19 protein-coding genes are annotated in these 22,044 nt (G+C 69.5%); 14 read left to right on the top strand and 5 right to left on the bottom strand.

Features of this window, described 5'->3' with window-relative positions:
* Positions 1–24 precede the first annotated feature (24 nt).
* From tmk to Q0V34_RS10175, 11 genes are all read left to right on the top strand, one after another.
* Complete coding sequence (gene tmk, locus Q0V34_RS10225; RefSeq protein ID WP_297511350.1) at positions 25–654, top strand: dTMP kinase; 630 nt, start codon at positions 25–27, stop codon at positions 652–654.
* Positions 651–1,655, top strand: coding sequence for a DNA polymerase III subunit delta' (locus Q0V34_RS10220; protein WP_297511348.1), 1,005 nt, complete (start codon positions 651–653; stop codon positions 1,653–1,655). The genes tmk and Q0V34_RS10220 overlap by 4 nt, the downstream gene beginning before the upstream one ends.
* Positions 1,652–2,440, top strand: a complete 789-nt coding sequence (locus Q0V34_RS10215; protein ID WP_297511346.1) for a TatD family hydrolase — start codon at positions 1,652–1,654, stop codon at positions 2,438–2,440. Before Q0V34_RS10220 ends, Q0V34_RS10215 begins: the two co-directional genes overlap by 4 nt.
* Complete coding sequence (locus Q0V34_RS10210) at positions 2,437–3,243, top strand: MBL fold metallo-hydrolase (RefSeq protein ID WP_297511344.1); 807 nt, start codon at positions 2,437–2,439, stop codon at positions 3,241–3,243. Before Q0V34_RS10215 ends, Q0V34_RS10210 begins: the two co-directional genes overlap by 4 nt.
* 59 nt (positions 3,244–3,302) lie before the next feature.
* Positions 3,303–3,911: a hypothetical protein gene (locus tag Q0V34_RS10205; protein ID WP_297511342.1), complete on the top strand. Its 609-nt coding sequence runs from the start codon at positions 3,303–3,305 to the stop codon at positions 3,909–3,911.
* 305 nt (positions 3,912–4,216) lie between these two features.
* Complete coding sequence (locus Q0V34_RS10200) at positions 4,217–4,423, top strand: hypothetical protein (RefSeq protein ID WP_297511341.1); 207 nt, start codon at positions 4,217–4,219, stop codon at positions 4,421–4,423.
* A 112-nt stretch (positions 4,424–4,535) separates the two neighbouring features.
* Positions 4,536–5,060, top strand: coding sequence for a sigma-70 family RNA polymerase sigma factor (locus Q0V34_RS10195; protein WP_297511339.1), 525 nt, complete (start codon positions 4,536–4,538; stop codon positions 5,058–5,060).
* 97 nt (positions 5,061–5,157) lie between these two features.
* On the top strand, positions 5,158–6,144 hold the full coding sequence (locus Q0V34_RS10190) for a FecR domain-containing protein (protein ID WP_297511337.1): 987 nt from the start codon (positions 5,158–5,160) through the stop codon (positions 6,142–6,144).
* Positions 6,145–6,262: 118 nt separating this feature from the next.
* The gene (locus Q0V34_RS10185; RefSeq protein WP_297511335.1) at positions 6,263–8,590 is read left to right on the top strand and encodes a TonB-dependent receptor; all 2,328 of its coding nucleotides are present in this window, start codon (positions 6,263–6,265) and stop codon (positions 8,588–8,590) included.
* A gap of 118 nt (positions 8,591–8,708) precedes the next feature.
* A complete protein-coding gene (locus Q0V34_RS10180) occupies positions 8,709–9,500 on the top strand; it encodes an SDR family oxidoreductase (RefSeq protein WP_297511334.1) in 792 nt (263 codons plus the stop codon).
* Positions 9,501–9,880: 380 nt separating this feature from the next.
* Positions 9,881–10,480: a hypothetical protein gene (locus Q0V34_RS10175; RefSeq protein WP_297511332.1), complete on the top strand. Its 600-nt coding sequence runs from the start codon at positions 9,881–9,883 to the stop codon at positions 10,478–10,480.
* 122 nt (positions 10,481–10,602) lie between these two features.
* Here Q0V34_RS10175 and Q0V34_RS10170 read toward each other — a convergent pair whose 3' ends face one another.
* The 4 genes from Q0V34_RS10170 to Q0V34_RS10155 all read right to left on the bottom strand — a co-directional run bounded on the left by Q0V34_RS10170 (position 10,603) and on the right by Q0V34_RS10155 (position 17,111).
* Complete coding sequence (locus Q0V34_RS10170) at positions 10,603–12,222, bottom strand: ShlB/FhaC/HecB family hemolysin secretion/activation protein (protein WP_297511330.1); 1,620 nt, start codon at positions 12,220–12,222, stop codon at positions 10,603–10,605.
* Between the two features lie 9 nt (positions 12,223–12,231).
* Positions 12,232–12,981, bottom strand: coding sequence for a hypothetical protein (locus Q0V34_RS10165; protein WP_297511328.1), 750 nt, complete (start codon positions 12,979–12,981; stop codon positions 12,232–12,234).
* Positions 12,982–13,226: 245 nt separating this feature from the next.
* On the bottom strand, positions 13,227–15,575 hold the full coding sequence (locus Q0V34_RS10160) for a putative inorganic carbon transporter subunit DabA (protein ID WP_297511326.1): 2,349 nt from the start codon (positions 15,573–15,575) through the stop codon (positions 13,227–13,229).
* A 3-nt stretch (positions 15,576–15,578) separates the two neighbouring features.
* Entirely contained in the window at positions 15,579–17,111 is a 1,533-nt protein-coding gene (locus tag Q0V34_RS10155; protein ID WP_297511416.1) for a proton-conducting transporter membrane subunit, read from the bottom strand.
* Positions 17,112–17,210: 99 nt separating this feature from the next.
* On the opposite strand from Q0V34_RS10155, the gene Q0V34_RS10150 reads away from it, so the two are divergent.
* From Q0V34_RS10150 to Q0V34_RS10140, 3 genes are all read left to right on the top strand, one after another.
* A complete protein-coding gene (locus Q0V34_RS10150; RefSeq protein WP_297511324.1) occupies positions 17,211–18,086 on the top strand; it encodes a LysR family transcriptional regulator in 876 nt (291 codons plus the stop codon).
* A 146-nt stretch (positions 18,087–18,232) separates the two neighbouring features.
* Positions 18,233–19,279, top strand: a complete 1,047-nt coding sequence (locus Q0V34_RS10145; protein WP_297511322.1) for an alginate lyase family protein — start codon at positions 18,233–18,235, stop codon at positions 19,277–19,279.
* 56 nt (positions 19,280–19,335) lie between these two features.
* A complete protein-coding gene (locus tag Q0V34_RS10140) occupies positions 19,336–19,935 on the top strand; it encodes a DUF2939 domain-containing protein (protein WP_297511320.1) in 600 nt (199 codons plus the stop codon).
* 36 nt (positions 19,936–19,971) lie between these two features.
* On the opposite strand, the gene Q0V34_RS10135 is transcribed toward Q0V34_RS10140, so the two are convergent.
* Positions 19,972–21,921 carry a TonB-dependent siderophore receptor gene (locus Q0V34_RS10135; protein WP_297511318.1) on the bottom strand — a complete coding sequence of 650 codons (1,950 nt, stop codon included), beginning with the start codon at positions 21,919–21,921 and terminating at the stop codon, positions 19,972–19,974.
* Positions 21,922–22,044: the final 123 nt, after the last annotated feature.

The following is a 22,044-nucleotide window of genomic DNA, read 5'->3' as shown; positions in this document are numbered from 1 at the left end:
GGGAATCCGGCCGAATGAGGCCGTGTGACCCAGGGCTATTTCATCAGTTTCGAAGGCGGGGAGGGGGCGGGCAAGTCCACTCAGATCCGCCGTCTGGCCGAGCGCCTAGAGGCCGCCGGCCACGACGTCGTCGTCACCCGCGAGCCGGGCGGCAGCCCGGGCGCGGAGGCCATTCGCGAGCTTCTGGTGAACGGCGCGGCCGACCGCTGGTCGCCGGTCACCGAGACCCTGCTGATGTACGCCGCGCGCCGTGACCATGTCGAGCGGGTGATCCGTCCGGCCCTGGCGCAAGGCCAGATCGTGCTGTGCGACCGCTTCGCCGACTCCACCCGCGCCTATCAGGGGGCGGGCGGCGACGCGCCCGCCAGCCTGATCGCGGCGCTGGAGGACCATGTGCTGGGTGGAACGGTTCCGAACCTGACCCTGATCCTCGACCTGCCCGCCGAAACGGGCCTGAAGCGCGCCGAGGCGCGGGGCGGGGCGGCGCGGTTCGAGTCCAAGGGCCTGGCCTTTCACCAGCGCCTGCGCGCCGGCTATCTCGAGATCGCCCGCCGGGAGCCCGAGCGCTGCGTCGTGATCGACGCCGACGCCGAGCTCGACCGTGTGACCGCCGCGATTGCCGAGGCCGTCGCCCAGCGGCTGGACTTGCGATGACGCCGGCTCACCCCCGCGACGTCTACCGGCTGGACGGCCAGTCCGCCGCCGAGGCCGCGTTTCTGGACGCCCTGGATCGCGGCCGCCTGCATCATGCCTGGCTGTTGACGGGACCCGAGGGGGTGGGAAAGGCGACCCTGGCCTATCGCATGGCCCGTCGCCTGCTGGGCGCGCGGCCGGATCCTGGCCAGGGCCTACTGGGCGCCGCGCCGTCGGATCCGGTGAGCCGCCAGGTCGCGGCGCGCTCGCATCCCGACCTGATGGTGCTGGAGCGGCTGACCGACGACGGCAAGGCGCGCAAGTCGATCCCCGTCGACGAGGCCCGGCGGCTGCCGGAATTCTTCGCCACGACGCCGGCGGTGTCGCCCTATCGCGTGGCGATCATCGACGCGGCCGACGATCTCAACGTCAATGCCGCCAACGCGGTGCTGAAGACCCTGGAGGAGCCGCCGCCGCGCGGGGTGATCCTGCTGATCAGCCACGCGCCGGGCAAGCTGCTGCCCACGATCCGCTCCCGCTGCCGGCGCCTGGCCGTTTCGGCGCCGGGCGTCGCGGCCGCCGCCGAGATGGTCGAGCGCATGGCAGACTTGCCCGCCCGCGACGCCGAGCGCCTCGCCCGCATGGCCCATGGCGCGCCCGGCAAGGCCTTGCAGCTGGCCGCCGCCAAGGCGCTCGAGATCGACGACGCGGCCAATGAGATCCTGCGCGGCCTGCCCAAGCTGGACGAGGGCGCCTTGCTGGCCCTGGCCGATACGTTCCGGGGCGCGGACGGCGCGGCCCGGTTCGAGCTCCTGATGGAGCGGATGGCCGACCAGGTCCGGATCTTCGCCGCGCAGGTGGCCGCCGACGGCAAGAGCGGGCTGGCGCTGGACCGCTGGGCGGCGGCGTGGGAGCGCCTCGTCAGCGTCCCGGGCGAGGTCGAGGCCGTCAACCTGGATCGCGCCGACGCCTTCTGGAGCGTGATCTCGGACTTGCGCGCGGCGGCCAAGACGGCGATGTGAGCCGCATGCTCATCGACAGCCACGTGAATCTCCACGCGCCCCAGTTCGCCGAGGACAAGGACGCCGTCATCGCCCGCGCCCGCGAGGCTGGGATCGGCTTGATGGTGACGATCTGCGACAAGGTCTCGTCGTTCGAGGCCGTCCACGCGATCGCCATGGCCGAGCCGGACATCTGGTGCACGGTCGGCACGCATCCGCACGAGGCCAAGGAGGATCCGGACCTCGTCGCCGCGCGGCTGGTCGAGCTGGCCCAGCGGCCGCGCGTCGTGGGCATAGGCGAGTGCGGGCTGGACTTCCACTACGACCTGTCGCCCCGCGATGTGCAGGCCCAGGTGTTCCGCCAGCACTGCGTCGCCGCCCGCGAAAGCGGCCTGCCGCTGGTGGTCCACACCCGCGAGGCCGACGACGTCATGGGCGAGATCCTGGAGGCCGAGCACGCCGCGGGCCCGTTCAAGATCCTGATGCATTGCTACACCAGCGGCGCCGAGCTGGCGGCCCGCGCCGCCGCCCTGGGCGCCTGGTTCTCGGTGTCGGGCATCGCCACCTTCAAGGCGGCCGAGGAGGTGCGGGCCCTGATCCGCGATATGCCGGCCGACCGGATCATCGTCGAGACCGACTGCCCCTACCTGGCGCCCGTGCCCATGCGCGGCCGACGCAACGAGCCGGCGTTCCTGCCGCACATCTACGACAAGCTCGCCGAGGTGCGCGGCTGGACCCGCGCCGAGACAGAGCAGCGCACCGAGGATGCCTTCTTCGCGCTGTTCGACCGGATCGAGCGGCCGTGACGGGGCCGCTGGAGTTCACGATCCTGGGCTCCGGTTCGTCGGGCGGCGTGCCGCGCGCCGACGGCAACTGGGGCGACTGCGATCCGGCCGAGCCGAAGAACCATCGGTCGCGCTGCTCGCTGCTCGTGCGGCGAAAAGGGGAGGGCGGCCCCCTGCATGAAACCACCGTCGTGGTCGACACTTCGCCGGACCTGCGACTGCAGACGGCGTCGGCGGGGGTCAGGCGGGTGGACGCGGCGCTGTTCACCCACGATCACGCCGACCAGGCCCACGGCATAGACGATCTGCGGCCGTTCTTCCTGAACCAGCGCGTTCGCATCCCGGCCTATATGGACCAGGCGACGCACGATGGCCTGCTGACCCGGTTCGAGTACATTTTCCGCACCCGGGGCGGCTATCCGGCAATCCTGGAGCCGCGCCTGATCCCGCCGCTGGGCGAGGACTTCGTGATCGAGGGACCCAGCGGCGCGATCCCCGTCCAGACCTTCGACCTCGATCACGGCGAGATTCGCGCGGTCGGTTACCGCTTCGGCGGCGTCGCCTATACGCCCGACGTCAAGGCCATCCCCGACTCCAGCTGGGCGGCGCTGGCCGATCTCGATGTCTGGATCGTCGACGCCCTGCGCTGGACGCCGCATCCGACCCATGCGCATGTCGACCTCGCCTTGGAGTGGATCGCCCGCGCCAAGCCAAGGCGGGCGATCCTGACCAATCTCCATATCGACCTGGATTTCAACGCCCTGGCGGCTCGGCTCCCGGCGGGCGTCGAGCCCGGCCATGACGGCCTGCGCTTCACCCTCTGAGGCCCCCGGCAACCTTCGAACGCGCGCGGAGTTCTCCCGCCACGCTTGGGAGGACCAAAATGGCCGAACCGAAAGTCTATGCTTTCCATGAAGACCCGTACGCTCACCCGCTGATCTCTTGGGGCGGCGTGTTCGCGGGCGTCGTCGTCGCCATCGCGCTCGGCGCCTTGCTCAATCTCGTCGGCCTGGCGATCGGCGCCACGATCGCCAATCCGTTCCGGCTGACGGACACCGGCGCCGCCGGCCTAACCCTGGGCGGCGGTCTGTGGGTGGTGTTCGCCAACGCGTTCGCCCTGCAGCTCGGCGCCTATGTCGCCGCCCGCGCCGCTAAGTTCCCGGACCATCATAAGGGCGCGCTGATCGGCCTGACCGTGTGGGGGCTGGCTTTCCTGGTCGCGCTCGGCGGCGCCGGCGGCGGGGCGAGCGCCGGGTCGTTGCTGACCGGCGCCCAGGCCTCGATCGAGGCCACCCGGGACGACGCCCGGGTCACCGACGCGGACGTGAAGGCCGCCGCCGACGCGGCCCGCAAGGTGACCGCCGCCTTGGCCTGGTGGGGCGCGGCCAGCATGGCGCTCGGCGCGATCGGCGCCGTGGCCGGAGGCTATCTGGGCTCGCAGCATCCGCAATGGCATCGCCGCGAGCGCGCCACCTACAACCCGCAAGTCTAAAGGAGGTCGATCATGCGAGGCGTCTTTCTCTGGCTGCTCGGCGTGCCGCTGCCGATCATCCTGCTGCTCTATCTGTTCGGCGTGATGCGCTAGGTTAGCGCGTTGTCACTTTGAGCCCGTCTGGCCCGTGTTAAGCTCACGTTTCAGGCGGGCTTCTCGCTCGTCCGCCCGCTTTCGTCGCTTTGTCGTCGAAGTCAGGCGAGAACTTGGCCGTTCGTAACAGCGTTGAAATAAGAGAGCCCAACAACACCGTCATAGGGACGCGGTACTGTCACCCTACCGTGCGTTGCTGATCAGACCACCCCATGGCTGAAACCGTCACCGTCTCTCGAGAAATCTTCCAGCGCCTGCGGGCGCGGTTGCCCGCCGTGACCCGCGAGCATCTGTTCGATTGCTATGCCATCAGCGAGACCACCTGGACGAAGCTGCGCGACGGCAAGCCCATCAAGCGCTCGACGCTGGACCGCGTGCTGGCCAAGCTGGCGGCGCTGGACGCGCGGGTAGCGGCCTAGCGCGCCTGGGCTCGGGGGCGTTTGAGCGGTTGCGCGGCGCGGGCGGTTCGGAAAGATTGGCCCCGCGCGCCGCAGATTCTCGGCGCGAGCCTTCGAGGAGCGCGGCCGCGCCTTGGACGACCCGGTCCGCCCCCTGCTATCGACCTACATGGAGAGGCGCGAGGACCTTCTGCGGTACTTCCGCGTCCGCCTCCGTTCGCAGGAGGCCGCCGAGGATCTGGTGCAGGATATCTATCTGAAGATCGCCGATCGCGGCGGCGAGGATATCGATAACCCCGCCGCCTATCTCTATCGCCTGGGCACGAACCTGATGCTGGACCGGATCAAGGTCCGTCGGCGAGCCGAGGCGCGGGACGCGCAGTGGCACGGCGCGCATGTGTCGGATATCGGCGGGGCTCAGATCGTCGACGAAGCCTCGCCCGACGAGGCGACGGCGGCCAAGCTCCAGCTGTCGCGGATCGTCGAGGCGATCAAGGCGCTGCCGCCGGCGGCCCAGCGGGCGTTTCAGCTTCACAAGCTCGAAGGGCTGAGCCACGCCGAGACGGCGGCGGCGATGGGCGTCTCCCGCTCCAGCGTCGAGAAGTACATCATGGCCAGCCTTAAGCTAATCGTCGCCAAGGTGGGGCGATGGCCGTGACAGGGGTCCGCGAGATTATTTTGAGGCGCCGCGGCCTTTATGGCGTCTTTGAGGCGAACCGGAGAGCGCTTGGCCCTCCGGCGCATGGCGAACGCGCATGAGCGGTCACGACGGGGAGACGACGGAGGGACTGCGCGACGAGGCGGTCGCGTGGCTGGTTCGTATCCAATCCGACGCCGCGACGGCCGAGGATTGGACCGCCCTTACGGACTGGCTCGCTGTCTCGGAGGCGCGTCTCGCGGCGTTCGAGGAGGCCGAACTGATCGTCGCGGATCTGGAGGCTCGCCGCGCCGAGATCGCCGACGCCGCGCCCCGGAGCGCGCCCCAGGTCGTGAACTTCCAGGCGCGGACGGCTCGCCGCCCCGCCAGGCGCGTCTGGATCGGCGGCGCCGTCGCCGCTGGCCTCGCGGCCATGGTCGCCGCGCCGGCGGTGTGGAACGCGTCTCAGGGACCCTTGGTCGCCTACGAGACGAAGCCCGGAGAAACGCGACGGATCATTCTGGCCGACGGCAGCCGGATCACCCTCGACGGCGGCTCCAAGCTGACCGTGCGGTTCGGTTGGCGTCGGAGGCAGGTCGAGATGGGCCAAGCCCAGGCCAGCTTTGACGTGGCGAAGGACCCCGCCCGGCCGTTCTTGATCGGAGTCGGCGATCAGCGGGTCCGGGTGGTCGGGACGGAGTTCAATATTCGGCGCGATCGGACCAGCACGCGAGTGACCGTGCGACGCGGTGTCGTCGAGGTCGCCGCGCGCGAGGGCCAGGTCGGCGCGCCGGCGCGGCTCACCGTCGGTCAGGAGTTGCGCCATACGGACGGCGCCGGCCCGGCGACCGTGCGGCGGGTCGCGCCCGACGCCGCCTTCGCCTGGGCGCAAGGGCGCCTGGTCGCCGACAACGAAACCCTCGGCGACATCGTCGCCGATCTGAACCGGCGCTTCAAAAGGCCGGTCCGCATCACGTCCGAAGCGGCCAAGCAACGCTTCTCCGGCGTCATCGCGCTCGATGACCAGGACGCGGCGGTGCGCCTGTTGGCGGCGTCGGCGTCGCTCACTGTCGATCGCACGCCCGGACAAATCATCCTAAAGTGACGCCCTGACACTTTCGAGGGGCGCAAGTTTGCGTAACCGCGCATGGCGGAGACTTCGGCATTTTCCGGCGCTGGCTCTGGCCGTCGCGCCCGCGTGCGCCTGGGCTTCCGGCGAGACCATGGCGTTCGCCGCGCCGCCCGGACCGGTTCGGAGCACGGCGACGATATTCGCGCTGCAGGCGCGCGTATCGATCGATGTCACCGCCGCCGGGGGCTGCGGACGGTCCCCCGGGTTTTCGGGCCGCGCCACGCCGGAGGCGGCGCTGGCGGCGATCCTGGCCGGCACCGGTTGCGAGGCGCGGCGGGTCGCGCCGCGCGCTTACCAGATCCATCCCCGCGCCCCGATCGCGCCTCGAGCCTCCGCTCCCCCGCCGACCATCGCCGCGCCCCCCGTGAGCGCCTCGTCGCTGCTCCCTGAGCTCGTTATCGTGGCCACGCGGCGCCCGACCCTGGCCGATCGCCTGGCCTATTCCGTGAGCGTCGTGGACGGACGCGCGGTCCAGAACCAAGGCCTGCGCGATTCCGTCGATCTGGCGCGCGCCGTGCCATCGATGACGGTCACGAACCTGGGCCCCGGCCGTGACAAGCTCATTCTGCGCGGTCTGTCCGATGGTCCATTGACGGGACAGACCCAGTCGATGGTCGGCATCTATCTCGACAGCGTGCGGCTGACCTACAACGCGCCGGACCCCGACCTGCTGCTCGTCGACATCGGCCAGATCGAGGTGCTGCGCGGGCCGCAGGGCGCGCTCTACGGCTCGGGATCCTTGGGCGGCGTGCTGCAACTGACGACGCGGCGGCCCGATCCGGACGGCTTCGATGCTTGGGCCGCCGTCACCGCGTCGAGCACGCGCGCGGGGCAGGGGAGCGGCCTGGCCTCGGCCATGATCAACGCGCCGCTCGTCGGCGGACGCGGCGCGGCCCGTCTGGTGGCCTACGCCGAGCGCCAGGGGGGCTATATCGATGACGACGGCCAGGGCCTCAAGGACGTCAACCAGACCCGCCGCTCTGGCCTGCGGCTGGCTGTGGACGCGGCCGTCGGGCTGACGTGGACGGCCGAGGTCGGCGCCGTGGCCCAGAGCATCAAATCCGCAGACACCCAATATGGCGATGCTCGGCTTGGCGGCTTCGACCGGCGCAACCGGCTCGCCGAACCGCACGACAACGACTTCCTTGAGACGCACGTGGGCGCGCGGGGCGTTCTGTTCGGACGCGAGGCGAGGTTTTCGCTCGCGGCGGTGAGCCACGATCTCTCCAGCCGCTACGACGCCAGCGCCGCGCCGCCGGTCCCGGCGCCTCCGGGCGCCGCCGTCGCCTTCGACGATGACAACCACGTCGGCGCCGTGGTCGCGGAAGCGTCCTTGGCCTCGCGGCCGGGCGGACCGATCGTCTGGCAGGCCGGCGCCTTCCTGGCCAGGACGCGACAGGGCCGCGATGGCGTCATCAATCTGGTGAGCGCCACTTCGACCGCGCTGGCCCGCGAACGCCGCCGGGACGTGCTTGAGGAAAGCGCGCTCTACGGCGAGGCGACCGGCGACCTGGGCGCCGGCTGGAGCCTGACGCTGGGCGGGCGCCTGTTCGCCAATTGGAAGGAGGTCGCCAGTCAGGCCGCCGGCGCGAGCGCGGCCGTCGCGTTCGCGGGCAAGCAGGGCTATGTCGGGTTCGCGCCGAAGGTGGTGTTGTCGTTCGCGCCGACGCCGTCGACGCTGATCTATGCCCAGGCCGTCGAGGGGTACCGCTCCGGCGGCTTCAACACGGCGCTCATTCCCAGCCAGGGGTTCGACAGCGGCGGCGGCGAACCCCAGCGCCGCTACGAGGGCGACGAGCTCTGGAGTTACGAGGCGGGCGCCAAGACGGTCAAGCTGGACGGTCGCCTGCGGTTGCGCATGGCGGCGTTCTACGCGGCCTGGAACGGCATTCAGAGCGATCAGCTGCTGCCCTCGGGGCTGCCCTATACCGCCAACCTGGGAAACGGCCGCAACATCGGCCTGGAATTCGAAGGAACCTATGTGGTCGGGCGGCTGCGGCTGGACGCCAATTTCCTCCTGAACCACCCGGAACTGGACTCCGTCAATCCCGCGTTCCCGGGTCGCAAGGACCTCGGCCTGGCGGGCGTTCCGGCGGGCTCGGCGGCGCTCTCGGCCAGCTACGAGCGCCCCCTCGACGCCGACTGGAAGATCGGAGCGGATCTCCGCGCGGCCTATGTCGGCCGGTCGCGCCTGAGCTTCGACGCCGCCACGGCGCCCAGCATGGGCGACTACGCGGCGACGCGCGCGGCCCTCCGGCTGGAGTCGCATCGGCTGCTCTTGGGCGTCTCGGTCGACAATCTCTTCGACCACGCCGGCGACACCTTCGCCTACGGCAACCCGTTCACGCTGAGGTCGTATCGGCAAGTGACGCCTCAAAGGCCCCGGACCCTCTCGATCGAACTCCGCGCCCGGTATTAGCCCCGGCCCCGAACCAATCCGGCGCCGTTTAACCTTTGAGGCTTCGACCTTCGCCCTAGGAACGATGCGTCCGGGGCCAGGTTCTTCCAGCGTCTCTGGAAGCCTGAGGAAGCTCGTGATGATCGACGATATTCGCCCCCTGGCCGTCGTGACGGGCGCCTCGTCCGGCATCGGTTATGAACTGGCCCGCCTGGCGGCCGAGGACGGCTACGACCTGGTGATCGCCGCCGACGAGCCGGCGATCGTCGAGGCCAAGGGCGCGCTCGAGCAGCATGGCGGCAAGGTCGAGGCGCTGCAGGTCGATCTGTCGACCACCGATGGCGTCGATGAGCTTGTCGCGCTGATTGGCGGCCGCCAAGTCGACGCGCTGATGGCCAATGCGGGCAGGGGCCTTGGCCACGGCTTCCTCGACCAGGACTGGACGCAAGCGCGTCTGGTGATCGACACCAATGTCACGGGCACGGTCTACCTGATCCAGCAAGTCGCTCGCGACATGCGGACCCGCGACCGCGGCAGGATCCTGATCACCGGCTCGATCGCTGGCCTGATGCCGGGCTCGTTCCAGGCCATCTACAATGGCACCAAGGCGTTCCTGGACAGCTTCGCCTGGGCTTTGCGCAACGAACTGAAGGACACCGCCGTCACGGTCAGCTGTCTGATGCCGGGGCCGACCGACACCGAGTTCTTCGAGCGGGCCGACATGCTCGACACCAAGATCGGCTCGGATCCCAAGAAGGCCGATCCGGCCGACGTGGCGCTGACCGGCTATCGGGCCATGCAGAAGGGCGAGGGCGATGTCGTCGCCGGCTTCAAGAACAAGCTGCAAGCCGCGGCCGCCGCCGTGACGCCGCAGAGCGTCCTGGCCGAGCAGCACCGGAAGATGGCCGAACCTGGGACGGACCAGGGCTAGGGTCTGTCATCGGGCCACGGCCGCTTTCCTGACCAGGGAAGCGGCGGAGCCTAGAGCCCTTGGGTCCGTGTGAAATCATCCAAAGCGTCGCCATTCGCGTCTCGCGACAGCCTCGCGATGAGCGGCGCGCGCTTCTGCTCGGTGGCGCCGGCCGACGAGCTGAAAGGCCCAAGCGACCAAATTTAACGTCAGTATAATTCCAAGCGCCATCAGCATAACCGTAGGCATATTCCGAATATTTGTAATCTATAGCGCTGAATAGGATATGTTACCGACGGCGCAATCAGAAATCAAATATCGAAACTAACAGTTTCACGACGAGTTTTCTATTCATCGGCTTTCGTCGATGGATCTATGCAATAAATTCAGGAGAATTATAAGTGCGTACCTATCTTCTGACCGGCGCCGCCGCGCTGACCTTGATCGCCGCGCCCGCCTTCGCCCAGATCGGCAGCGGCAACGGCATGAACCTTCTGGGGCGCGGCTCCAGCACCAGCCAGCAAAACAGCTCGACCAACACTTCGCAGAGCTCGAACGCGAGCCAATCCTGGAAGAACGACGTCCAGAACCGGCAAGCCAGCAAGGCTGGCGAACGCTGGCATGACAACAACTCGAACCTGCGCGACACCACGATCGGCGGCATCCATGTCGATCCGCACGTCGGGGCCTATCGCGACACGACGAGCAATAACGCCTCGTCGAACGCCAACAATGGCGGCGGCGCCAACGGCGGCTCCGGCGGCGGCGCGAACTCGGCCAATAACAACAGCGCCAACGCCTCGTCGAGCGGCCTGAACATCGGCGTGCCGATCAGCACCGATGGCGTGACCCTCGGCGGCTTCGAGCGTCACAGCTCGGGCGGCAATCGCTGGAACAACTCCAGCAGGTCGTCGAGCGACCGCAGCGGGGGGCAGTCCTCGACCTCGAACAGCTCGAACAATTCGAGCCAGCAGAGCTCTTCCTCGTCGACGCCGCGCTGACGGGCAGGCCGGGCGCGGCCTCGCCGCGCCCGCTCGCCTTTCGCAGCCTCCACGAAAAAGGCCGCCTCGCGAGGGCGGCCTTTCTTTTCGTCGTCATGGGAGGCGAGCCCCGTACGATCCAACTACCAGACCGTCTTGACCATGACGACGCCGCGCCAGGGGCGGTTGTCCAGGAAGGCCAAGTCATTGGGCAGGGCCTTGGCGGCCTCGATCTGCAAGATGGCCTTGTCGCGGACGCGCAGCCGCACGCCCCCGCCGGCCGAGCGCAAGTCGGCGTGGGAGGTCGCGTAGCCGAGACGTCCGCGATACCAGACCTTGCCGCCGTCGACGAAGCCGTAGAACTCCGAACCCCCAAGCCCCGCCGGCGTCCGGGCCGGAATGAAGGCGAGCTCGGCCGAGGCGGCGTAGCCGCTGTCGCCGGCGATCACGGAGGCCTCGTAGCCGCGCCCGAATTCGTCGCCGCCGACCGCGAACTGTTCGGCGCCCGGCAGCCGGTCCGACGTGACCTGGCCGGCGGCATTGAGCCGCACGGCGGCCTGCTTTCCCACACTCCACGCCGCGCCGCCGCGCAAGTTCAACTTGCGGAAATCCAGCTTGGCCAGCGCGGGGTCCGCGCGCGCGCCCAGCCCGTCGATGCCTTGGCTGACGGTCGCGCTGGCGTACCACAGGCCGCGCGTCTTCTGGGTGCTGGTCGACAGCGCCGCCCGAGCGGCGCGGGTCTTGTCGTTGGCGAAGGTATAGCCGAGGAAGGCGTTGTCGCTGTCGACGCCGTCGACCGAGAGATTGACGTAAAGGTCTCGCTCGTAACCGCGCAGGACAGGGTAGGAGAGCTGGGCGCCGGCCGACTTGGCGTGGCCCACCAGCCCGCCGACGCTGGGCTTGGTCTTCAGGTAGCCGGCGTTGACGCCAAGGGTCAGGCCTTCGGAGCCGATCGGCGTCACGTGGCCCAGCCCGTAGGACTGAAACCGGCCGGTGTCGGTCGGGAGCGCGACGGTGAGGCGGGTTTGGTCGCCGGATCGCAGCAGCCCGTTCAGGTAGAGATCGGCCTGGACCTGGGTCCGGCCGAGATAGCTGGTGCCGCGATTATTGACGGAAAACGCGATCTGGACGGGCTGGGGCTTCAGGTTCAGACGCAGGCGCACACCCGTATCGCCGTCGCCGTTCTCGAGCGCCATCTCGTTCGTGGTCCCGGGAAGGTCGCGGATCAACGAGACGTAACGCTCCAGCGTCGCGCGCTTCAGCGGACGCTCGGCGCGTAGCCGACTGACATAGCGATCGGCCTGGACCCGGCCCCTGCCGGCGGGCGCGGTGACGACGGCCTCGGAGATGTAGCCTTCCAGCGCCCTCAGGCGCAGAACGCCGTTGTCGAAGGTCTGGTCCGGGACCGTGACGGTGTAGATCGCCAGGCCCCGGCGCGCGTAGACGCGAGCGAGGGCGTCCGTGACCCTGACCAGGCCCGTGGCGTCCAGACTTTGGCCGACGAACGGCCGCCAGGCGGCGCGCACCTCGTCGGGAGGCAAGGTGGAGCCCTCGACCACCACGTCGCGCAAGACAAAGGCGGCGACCGGGGCCGATCGCGCGCGGCCGCGCGGCGCGCGCGGGCCTGGCGCGGGACGGTTGTGGCCGGCCCTCGGGTTCTGGTCAGGACGGTCCTGGGGCACGACGCGGCTGGTGCTCGTCTGGGCATGGGCGATCAGCGGCAGCGCCAGCGCGGCCGCGGCGAGCAGGAAGCATTTTCGCATCGGAATCCCTTAACGGCCGAGCAAGGGGAGGGGCGGTCGGGCCGTCGTCAGCAGCGGAAGCAGGATCTGTAGCGGCGTGGCCCCGGGGACAGTCAGCGCGGGCGGCAGCACGGGCGGCGGACCCGTCGTCGAAGGCGGCGTCGGCGACGCGGGCGAGGTCGGGGTGGCGCTGGCGCCGACGCTGATCAAGGTCTGGGTCGCCGCGGTGGCGGGATTGAGCGCCGCGCCGACATTGAGGTTGAGGTTCGGTGTCGCGCCCAGCACGGAAGGTCCCGCGACGGCGACGCCCAGCAAGGCCGAACGCGAGCCGTTGAGCGCCAGCAGCGGGCCGCCGAGATTGGCGCCGACCCGAGCCGAGCCTAGCGCTGACGACAATCCCGCGCCGACGCTGGCCGATGGCGCGCCGCCGAGCGCATTGATCGAGGCGTCGAGATTCGCCGCCACCGGTCCCACGGAAAGGTTCGTCGCGAGAGCGCCGCCGGCGGGGCCGGCCGAAAGGCCCGTCGCGAGCAAAGAAGGCCCCGGAGAAGCCGCCAGGGTCGACGCACGGACGCCTGGCAGCAGCGCGTTGCCACTGGCCGCCATCAGACCCGGCGCGGCCTCGTCAAGAGACGGATCCTCCAAGCGGGCGTCTTCGCCGCCGGCCGAGCCGCCGGAGCCCGCCACGAAGCTGCCTTGGCCGGTCGCGCAGGCCGTGACGCTCAGCGCCGCCAGCCCGCAGAGCGCCAAGCGCCGATATTTCTCTTTCCGGATCGTCATGACGCACCTCCTGCGCAGGAGGGAAATTGCGGTCAGGGGGCGCGGTTCCGCGCTATAAAAAACGCCGCTAAATGGCAGACGCGACGCGGAAAACCATCCGAAGGCTCAGACGCCGAGGGTGTTTCATTATTTCTGATAATATATCTTAGACGATTCATTGATCACGGTCGGGAGTCGCCCGGGCTTCGCTCCGCCCCGTTCCGCGTATGCGGCGACGCAATGGTCGCCGCATACGCGAGCCGTCCTCAAAGATCCGCGCCCAGCCGCTTGGCTTTCGGCGACCAACGCGGGCCAAGACCTCCGCTCGACTCCAAGGTCGTCAGGGTCAGCCAGCCGCTGGCGAACCAGGCCTTCAGATCCGGGTGGCGGTCGAGGATCTCGGCGACCGCCGCCGCCGGCGCGTCGACCACGACGACCAAGCGCCGAGGCGGATGGATGTCCTGTTCGCCCCACAGCGACTGCCACGGCAGGCCCGGCCGAGGCGTCAGGCTTCCGCCCTCGCCCACCGAGACGCCGCCCACCACGTTATGCAGCAGCTTGTCGCCGCCGCCATAGATTTCCGGCGCGACGCGCGCGCCGAAATAGGCCAGGTTGATCCAGCTGGCCACGACGACGGGCGCGGTCAGGATGGCTTCCAGTCCCTTGAAATCGGGATCTTGGCTCTGGTCGTAGTCGTGCAGGAACACGGCGCCGTCGAGGTCCAGGCCCCGGGTCCGCGCGCGCGGCGCGATGATGAAGCCGTGGCATCCCGCCAGGCCCCACTCGGGCCGAACCTCGGCGAAGGACCGCGCCGCGCGCCCGGGGCTCGACGACAGGGCCGCGCCCGGACGCCGATCGGCGCGTTCGGCCCGGGCGGCCCGCGCGGCCGCGTCGAGCCAGGCGCGCGCCTGTTGAAGCGACCGCTGATCGGTTTCGTTGTGGTCGTGCGCCCGCAGCCATTCGACCGCGTCGCTGGCGGTGTCGTGCAGTCCCGCGAAGAACCGGGTGTCGGCCGGGATGACAAGGCCGCTCTCGGCCAAGCCCGCCCGAACCTCGGCGTCGTTCAGCAGGCCCGCCAGCAGCAGCGCATTGACATCGCCCGCGTGGCCGCCGCACGCGCCGCACTGCAGCGCGCTGGCGTGCGGATTGTTCTGGACCTTCGCGCCATGGCCGACGATCAGCACGGTGGGCGCGAAGTCGCGATCGAGGCCCATGCCTTTCAGGGCGCCGCGCGCCAGGGCGATCCGCTGGTCGAGCGACGCGTCCAGCACCGGCCGCGCCGCCGGCGACGGCTTGGCGCGGGCGCCCATCAGATCCTTGACCGAGCCCAGGCCCATGGACTCCACGAAGGCGAAAGCCGCCACCGCGCCGGTCTTGAAGCGTTCGATCGCCCGCGCGGTTCGCGCGTCTAGGCGCGCGCGCTCGGTCCGCCGAACGTCCCCCTGGCAGGCGTGGGCGTGAACCTGCGGCTGGAGAAGGACCGGCAAACGATGCTCGGGCTCCTCTCCCATGCCCGGCGAAAAGCCAGCGCCGATCCCGAAGAACCCCGCGAAGCCGAGCGTGACGATGCTCGGATCCTGGCGTTCCAGATGCCGCCGCAAAACCTCGGAGCGGACGTCGATGCAGAACACCGCCTGCAGAGCCGGCCGGCCGGGCTTGGCGGCGATCGGCGCGCCGGTCGTCAACCGCTCGGACAGACCGCGCCGTTGCGCCGCCTCGTAGGCCCGATGCAGCGCGGCGTCGATCTCGGCCTCCGGATCCGACGCGAAGGCGCCCGCATAGGTCTCGCTCAGATCGGGCGAATGGACCGGCGCGCCTCCCCTGCCCCGCGCCTGGAAATAGAGTTCCCAGGCGAGCCGCGCCGCCAAAAGGCCTTCGAGGGTCGCGTCCGACCGCCCGTCGCGCAGCGCCGTCCAGCGGCGGTGAGCCGCGAGTTGGCTCCAGCCGCCCATCGCGTGCAGCACGCGCAGGAAGTAGGCCTTCTGGGCGGCGGGCCTTAGTCCCAGCCGTTCAGCGATCTCCGCGATCACCGCGCGCGGGTTCGGGTCCAGCGCGCCGACAAAAGCGCGGAACTTCCGCAGGCCGCTGAGTTCGGGCGCGAGATCGACGCGCGCGAAGGCCCGCCAGTCGGCGAAGGCGTCTTGCTCGCGCGCGGGTCCCCACAGCGCCTGGCCCTGGTCGAAGAAGGCCGAGGCCCAGGTCGCGATCCGTTCGGTCACGAACGCGGTCCAGTCGGCCTCGCCGGGCGCCCGCGCCAGATCGCTGATCAAAGGCAGGGGCGTCGGCGCGGGACGGTCGCTCCGCGCCGCGGACTTCAGGCGCTCGACCCCGGTGAAGGTTCTGGGGCCCGGCCCGTCGTTCAGGGCTTCGTCGAGATCGCCGGAGGTGATTTCGCCGCCGGCGATCTTCTGTCCGTACCAGGCGCGAGGCGCCGTCAGCCGCGCGCCGGCGGTCTTTTCCAGCAGAGCGCTCGCCTGGCCCAGGTCCAGGCGCGAGAAGCCCAGGACCGGATTGACCGCGACGGTCGCGTCCAGCGGAAAGGCCGGCGGGATCGCATCCAGCGCCCAGTCGAGGGCGGCCGGATCCAGGCCGACGAGCGTGAGATTGCCGTCCATGTCTCAGGCCTCCTTAAGAGCCGCCCGGCGAACCAGGCGATTGAGGATCAGATCAAGGTAAAGACCGTTGGCCAGGTGCACTCGCAGTCGCCGGACCAGCGCGTGCTCGCGCCAGCGCGGCAGGGTCGCCTGGAACACCACCAGCGCCGCGAAGGTCACCAAGGTCAGGGCCAGGATCGCGATCCAAAGCGGCCCGGCCGCGGGGGCCGGCGCGAAGCCGCCGGCCGTCAGTCGCCACGCGACCGCCTGGAGGGCGAAATAAGCGAGGAAGGCCAGCAGGCTCACGCCCGCCAGGCGCAGGGTCAGGCCAAGCGGCGCGGCGTCCGCCAGGCCCTGGGCCAGCAGATAGCCGACGCCGAGCACCAGGATGGCGCCCAGGGCGTGGGCCTGAACCGGGCGCCCCGCCTGCCCAAACACGGCGTCGGCGACGCCATAGGAGATCAATGCGATGATCATCGCGGCGGCGATGGCCCGAGGACCGGGCGCGGCGACGGGGCCCAGGCGCCGCTGCTTGGCCACGGTCTGCACGGCGCTGGAGGCCCACAGGAACGCCCGCGCCTTGTAAAGGCCGTGCGCGATGATGTGCAGCAGGGCGAGCGGATAGAGGCCAAGCCCGCATTCCAGCAGCATGAAGCCCATCTGCGCGACGGTCGACCAGACCAGCGCGGTCTTGGCGGCCGGCTGCGCGGTCTGCACCAGGCCGGCGATCAGGGCGTTGGCGCCGCCGATCAGGGCCAGGGCGACCATCACCATCGGGGCGTGCGCCATCAGGGGCGAAAGCCGCATCAGCAGCAGCCCGCCCGCGCTGATCAGGCCCGCGTGCAGGACGGCCGAGACCGGCGTCGGCGCCTCCAGCAGATCGAGCAGCCAGCCCTGGAACGGCGCCTGAGCCGAACGCAGCACGACCGCGGCGGCCGCGAGTGACGCGGCCAGAACCCCCCACCCGCCCAGCGCGGCGGAGGCGCCGGCTATGGCCGAGAAGCGGCCGTCACCGACCCGGACCCACAGGATGGCGATCGCGCCGGCCAGCAGAACCTCGGAGACCCGGTCGATCCAGAACTTGCGCCAGGCCGCGCGGCGGCTGGCGGGACGCTCCGACCGAAAGCGGATCGGCGCGTGCAGGCAGAGGCTGGCCAGCACCCAGCCCACGCCCGTCAAGGCGATATGGTCGGAAAAGGCGGTCAGAAGTCCCGCCGCCAAGGTCAGGCAAAGCCACCCGGAGAACGCCGAAGCGCCCCGCTCTCCGCGCAGTTGCACCCGCGCGAACCTCAGGCTGGCCCAGCCCACCAGCGTCACCAGCAGGCCGACGCAGACCGACGCCACGTCGACCCGCAGGTTGGCCCCCGCCCTCGCCGCGGCCGGCGTCGCCAGCGCCCAGGCGCCGACGCTCAGCACCAGCCCTGCGGCGATCGCGGCCGCGCTCTCGGCGATCAGTCCGGCTTGGCGTGGCCCGCTCGCGCCTCTGACGATCGCGACGAGCCCGCCCAGCGTCAGGACGGCGATTGCCGCGACAGCTCCAAGCCAAGGTTCCAACATCACCGAAATCTCCCGCCGGTTTCAGGAGGGAGAGCTACAGCGCCGCTAGCCTTCGATAAAATTGATTGTTTGGATCAGGATTTTTCATAAAACAGATGAATGGCGAGCTTGAACTACAACCATCTGCGCTATTTCTGGGTCGTGGCCCAGGAGGGCGCCATGACGCGCGCGGCGCGGCGGCTCAATGTCTCGCAGTCGGCGCTTTCGGTTCAACTTCAAAAGCTTGAGCAGCAACTGGGCGTCGCTCTGTTCGACCGCGCGGGTCGGCGGCTGGTCTTGACCGAGGCGGGGCAGATCGCCCTGGACTACGCCAACACGGTGTTCGAGACCGGCGAGGAGCTGTTCGACACGCTCAAGGGCCGAAGCGCCGCGACCCATAAACGCCTGCGGGTGGGCGCCCTGACGACCCTGTCGCGCAACTTCCAGCTCGGGTTTCTGCGGCCGCTTCTCGCCCGGCCCGACGTCGAACTGACCGTCAGTTCGGGCGGCACGCGCGAGCTCTTCGCGCGGCTGGAGGAGCGAAGCCTCGATCTCGTCCTGGCCAATTCGCCGGCCCCGCTGGACGCCCGAAGCTCGCTGCGCAGCCATCTGATCGACGCCCAGACCGTCAGCCTCGTCGCCCGCCCCGGCGCCGCCTCCAGCGCCTTTGACTACCCCGCCGCCCTGGACGGCGCGTCCTTGGTCTTGCCGGGCCCCGAGAGCGAGATCCGACGGGCGTTCGATCGCGCCATGGACTTGGCCGGCGTGACGCCCGACGTTCACGCTGAAGTCGACGACATGGCCATGTTGCGCCTGTTCGCCCGCGAGCATGACGGCCTTACCCTGGTTCCCCCGATCGTGGTTCGGGACGAACTGGCGCGCGGCGACCTCGTGGAGGTGTGCCAGGTTCCTGGGATCACCGAGAGCTTCTACGCCATCATCCAGAACCGGCGCTTTCCCAACCCCCTGCTCTCCATCCTGCTGGCGGGGCCATAGAGCGGCCGGAGAACGGTCGGACCAGTTCCCTTAATTGGCATAGCCAATTATTGACAAGCGCTTCAGGTGGTCAGATATCTTTCCCGACGCCACGCGAAGACGCGGGCGAGGTTCAGCGTTGGGAGGCTGCTTTGAAGACTGCTTGGATGGCCGCGGCCGGCTTGATCGTCACCGCCTCCGCCGCTCAGGCCGCCGACTACGGGCTGCTGGGGCCGGGCTTCGGCAAGGGACCGATCGCGCCCGCGAGCAGGGACTCGATCGTCTCGAAGGCCGCCGCGAACCTGGATCGGCCACCGGGCGCCATCCCGCACGCCCATACCGAGGGCACCTTGCCGGGCAAGGGCATCCGCGAGATCAGCATCAAGGCCCGCGAGGACCAGCCGATCGTGCTGAACTTCGCGATCGCCTACCGCCTGACCGGCGATCGCCGCTTCCTCGCGGCGACCGGGCGCTATCTCGAGAACTGGGCCGACATCTATCAGATCTCGTTCAACCCAATCGACGAAACGGGCTTCGACACCCTGATCATGGCCTATGACCTGACCGAGGACGACCTGCCCGCGCCGATCCGGGCCAAGCTCGACGGGTTCTGGCGCAAGATGGCCAGCGGCTATCTCGACGCCATGGACGCCAAACCCAGGAACTTCAACACCAACTGGCAGAGCCACCGGGTCAAGCTGGCGACCTTGGCCGCTTACCAGACAGGCGACGCCAAGCTCATCGCCCGCGCCCGGCAGGCGTTCCGCGACCAGATCGCGGCCAATCTCTATGCCGACGGGTCGATGTTCGATTTCCACGAACGCGACGCCCTGCACTATGTGACCTACGATCTGGACCCGCTGATGATGGCGGCGCTGGCCGCCCAGGCCCATGGCGAGGATTGGTTCACGTTCAAGACCGCCGCCGGCGCTAGCCTGCCCCACTCGCTGGACTGGCTGACGGCCTACGCCACCGGAGAGAAGACGCACATCGAGTTCGCCAATTCCAAGATCCAGTTCGACCGCGACCGCGCCGCCTCGGGCCAGGCCGAGTACGCGCCGCACAATTGGGACGTCTCGAACGCCGTGGGCACCTACGCCCTGGCCAGCCTTCTGGATCCGAAGTACGGGGCCTTGGGCGACGACCTCGTCAAGCGCACCGGCAAGAAGCCGGCGCCGTGGATTGAAATCCTGCGCGCGTCGCCGCCGCGCTGACCCCGTCCGGTTGACCAGGCGCCTTACGCCTGCGTCAATCGCGGCTGGAGGCTCCGATGACTCGCAACAATCGTATCCTGATCGGCGCTGGCGCGACCGTCGCCGTCGTCCTTCTGGTCGCCGGCTATTTCGTCTCGCCGCTTCTGGCGCTCCAGAACCTGAACGAAGCCGCCCGGGCGGGCGACAAGGCCAGGCTGGAAAGCGCGGTCGACTTTCCGGCGGTGCGCGAGAGCCTGAAGAGCCAGTTGAAGGCGGCGATGACACGCAAGTTCGCCGAAGATCCGAAGCTGCGGGACAACCCCTTCGCCGCCTTCGGCCAGATGCTGCTGGTCGGCGTCGTCGACAAGGCCGTGGAGACCTACGCCACGCCCGACGCGATCGCGACCATGGTGGCGACGAACAAGGCGCCGCAAAGCACGGCGCAAGCCGCGCCGGGCCCCACGGACCCAGCGCCCCAAGCCCCGGCCGAGGCTCCGGCCAAGGCCAAGTCTCCGTCGGACACCGAGCGTAAGCTGGCCTATCTCGACCTCAACCACTTCAAGGCCGCCTATCGTGATCGCCGCGACGGCGACACCTTCGGCCTCGTTCTGGAGCGACGCGGCGTCTTCGCCTGGAAGCTGGTCAGGATCGAACTGCCGGGCTTCGACAAGGCCTGAGCCGGGCGATCTGGCGACCGCCCGGCGGGACGCGCGCTAGAAGCGCGCTCGCAGGCCGACGAAGGCTCCACGCCCCGGCGTCCCGTAGTTCAGGATCGTCTGATAGTCCTTGTCGAAGGCGTTCTCGACCCGACCGAAAACCTCGAGGTTTTCGTTGATCGGGTAAGAAGCCCGCAGATCGACCGTGGCGTAGCTGGCGACCACCTGGGTGTTGGCGTCGTTGTTGTAGGTCTTGCCCACATAACGCACCGCTACCCCGGTCGACAGGCCGACCGGCCAGCGGTAGGTCGCCGACAGATTGCCCATGGTCTTCGGCCGCCGCGTGAGCTGCTTGCCCTTGCTGGCGCCGCTGTCGGACTCTGCGTCGGTGTAGGTGTAGTTGCCGGTCAGGGTCAGGCCCTGGACGGGCTTCAGTTCGCCGATCAGCTCCAGGCCCTGGGCCTTGGTCTTCTGCAGGTTGCTGTAATAGCCGAACCGGAACGTCCCGCCGGGGCGGCACAGCGGATCGGACGAGGTCGACGAGCACGAGAAGAAGCGGATCTCGTTGTCGGCCTGGCGGTGGAACCAGGTGGCCGAGACCCGGGCCTTGCCGCCCAGAAGGCGCTGCTCGACCCCGGCGTCCCAGCTGTCGAACGTCTCGGGCGACAGGCCGACATTGCCGTACTCGCTATAGAGCTCGTAGAGCCCCGGGGCGCGGAAGCCCTGGCCGAAGCTGGCCCGCAGGACCGTATCGCCGTCGTTCACGGCCCAGGCGGCGGCGACCTGACCCAGGGTGTGGCTGCCATAGGTGTCGTGGTCCTCGTACCGGAGCCCGCCGGTCAGGCTGAGGCCCTTCACCGGCTCGGCGCGCAGCTGGCCGTAGAGGCTGTCGACGCCGACGCGGCCGGTGCGGAACGGAACCAGCGGCTGGGCGACGCTGGGCGAGCGGGTGCGCATCGTGGCGCGCTCGTGCTCGGCCCCGAAGGTGGCGCTAACTAGGTCGGAGATCGCCAGCGCGCCCTGGTATTCCCAGCGCCGGTTCTTGCCGGCCGCGTCGAAGGTCAGCGGGACGCTCCGCGCGGGATTGTAGTTCTGGCGGTCGGTGTCGGTGTAGCCGAAGCCGATGCGGTTGTTCCAGCGGCCGTCCAGCAGGGCGACGTTCAGGCCGGAATAGACGACCAGTTCCTTGGTGCGGCCGAACTCCGGACTGTCGACATTGAAGCCGTCGAAGTCGTTCTTGCCGCGCGAATAGACCGAGCGCACCTCGGCCGAGACGTTGTCGGCCAGCTTCACGCGCAGGCGGCCCGAGGCGCCGGCGTTCTGGTAGCCGTCCTTCTCGGTCCCGAACTTGTACGAGGAGAAGCCGTCGGTGGTGTAGTAGCCGCCGGCCGCGCGCCAGGTGACCTTGTCGGTGGCGCCGCCGATCGCGCCGCGCAGATAGGCGGTGTCGCGGGCCCCGCCCTCGGCTTCCACCGAGCTGGTGAAGGGGACGGTCGGGTCGGCGGTCACGATATTGACCACGCCGCCGATGGCCTGGCTGCCCCACAGGGTCGACTGCGCGCCGCGAAGGATTTCGATGCGGGCGATGTCGCCGACGAGAAGATTGCCGCTGTTGAAGCCGCCCTGGGTCGACGAGGGGTCGTTCAGCTTGACGCCATCGATCAGCACCACGGCGTGCTGGGACTCCGCGCCCCGGATATAGAGGCTGGTCGCGGAGCCTGGGCCGCCGTTGCGGGCGAAGCTTACGCTGGGCTGCTGGGCCAGCAGTTCCGTGACCACGACGGCCTGGCTGGCCTTGATGACAGGCTCGGTCAGGACCGTCACTGACGCGCCGATCTTCTCGATCGGGGTCGCCGCGCGCGTGGCGGTGACGACAAGTTCGGCGACGCCGTTGGCGCCGGCGCGACCGGCGACGTCCGCCTCGGGCGCCTGCTGATCGCGGGCCAGGACGGGGTTGGCGATCAGGACGGACGCCAAGGCGGTGGAGCTGAGAAACGCTCGGATCATAAGTTCATTCCCTTTTGAACGACCCGCGCGTCGACCGCGACGCTCCCGCCAGCCTGACGGCCGCGCGAACGCCCCGGACCGCCGCGCGGTCCTGTGACTGTCGTTTCTCGGGAGATCCCGTTC

The sequence above is a fragment of the uncultured Caulobacter sp. genome (assembly GCF_947036865.1).
Classification (GTDB): Bacteria; Pseudomonadota; Alphaproteobacteria; order Caulobacterales; family Caulobacteraceae; genus Caulobacter.
The sequence above is the reverse complement of the archived record's forward strand: the minus strand, read 5'-3'. Positions and strand labels throughout refer to the sequence as shown.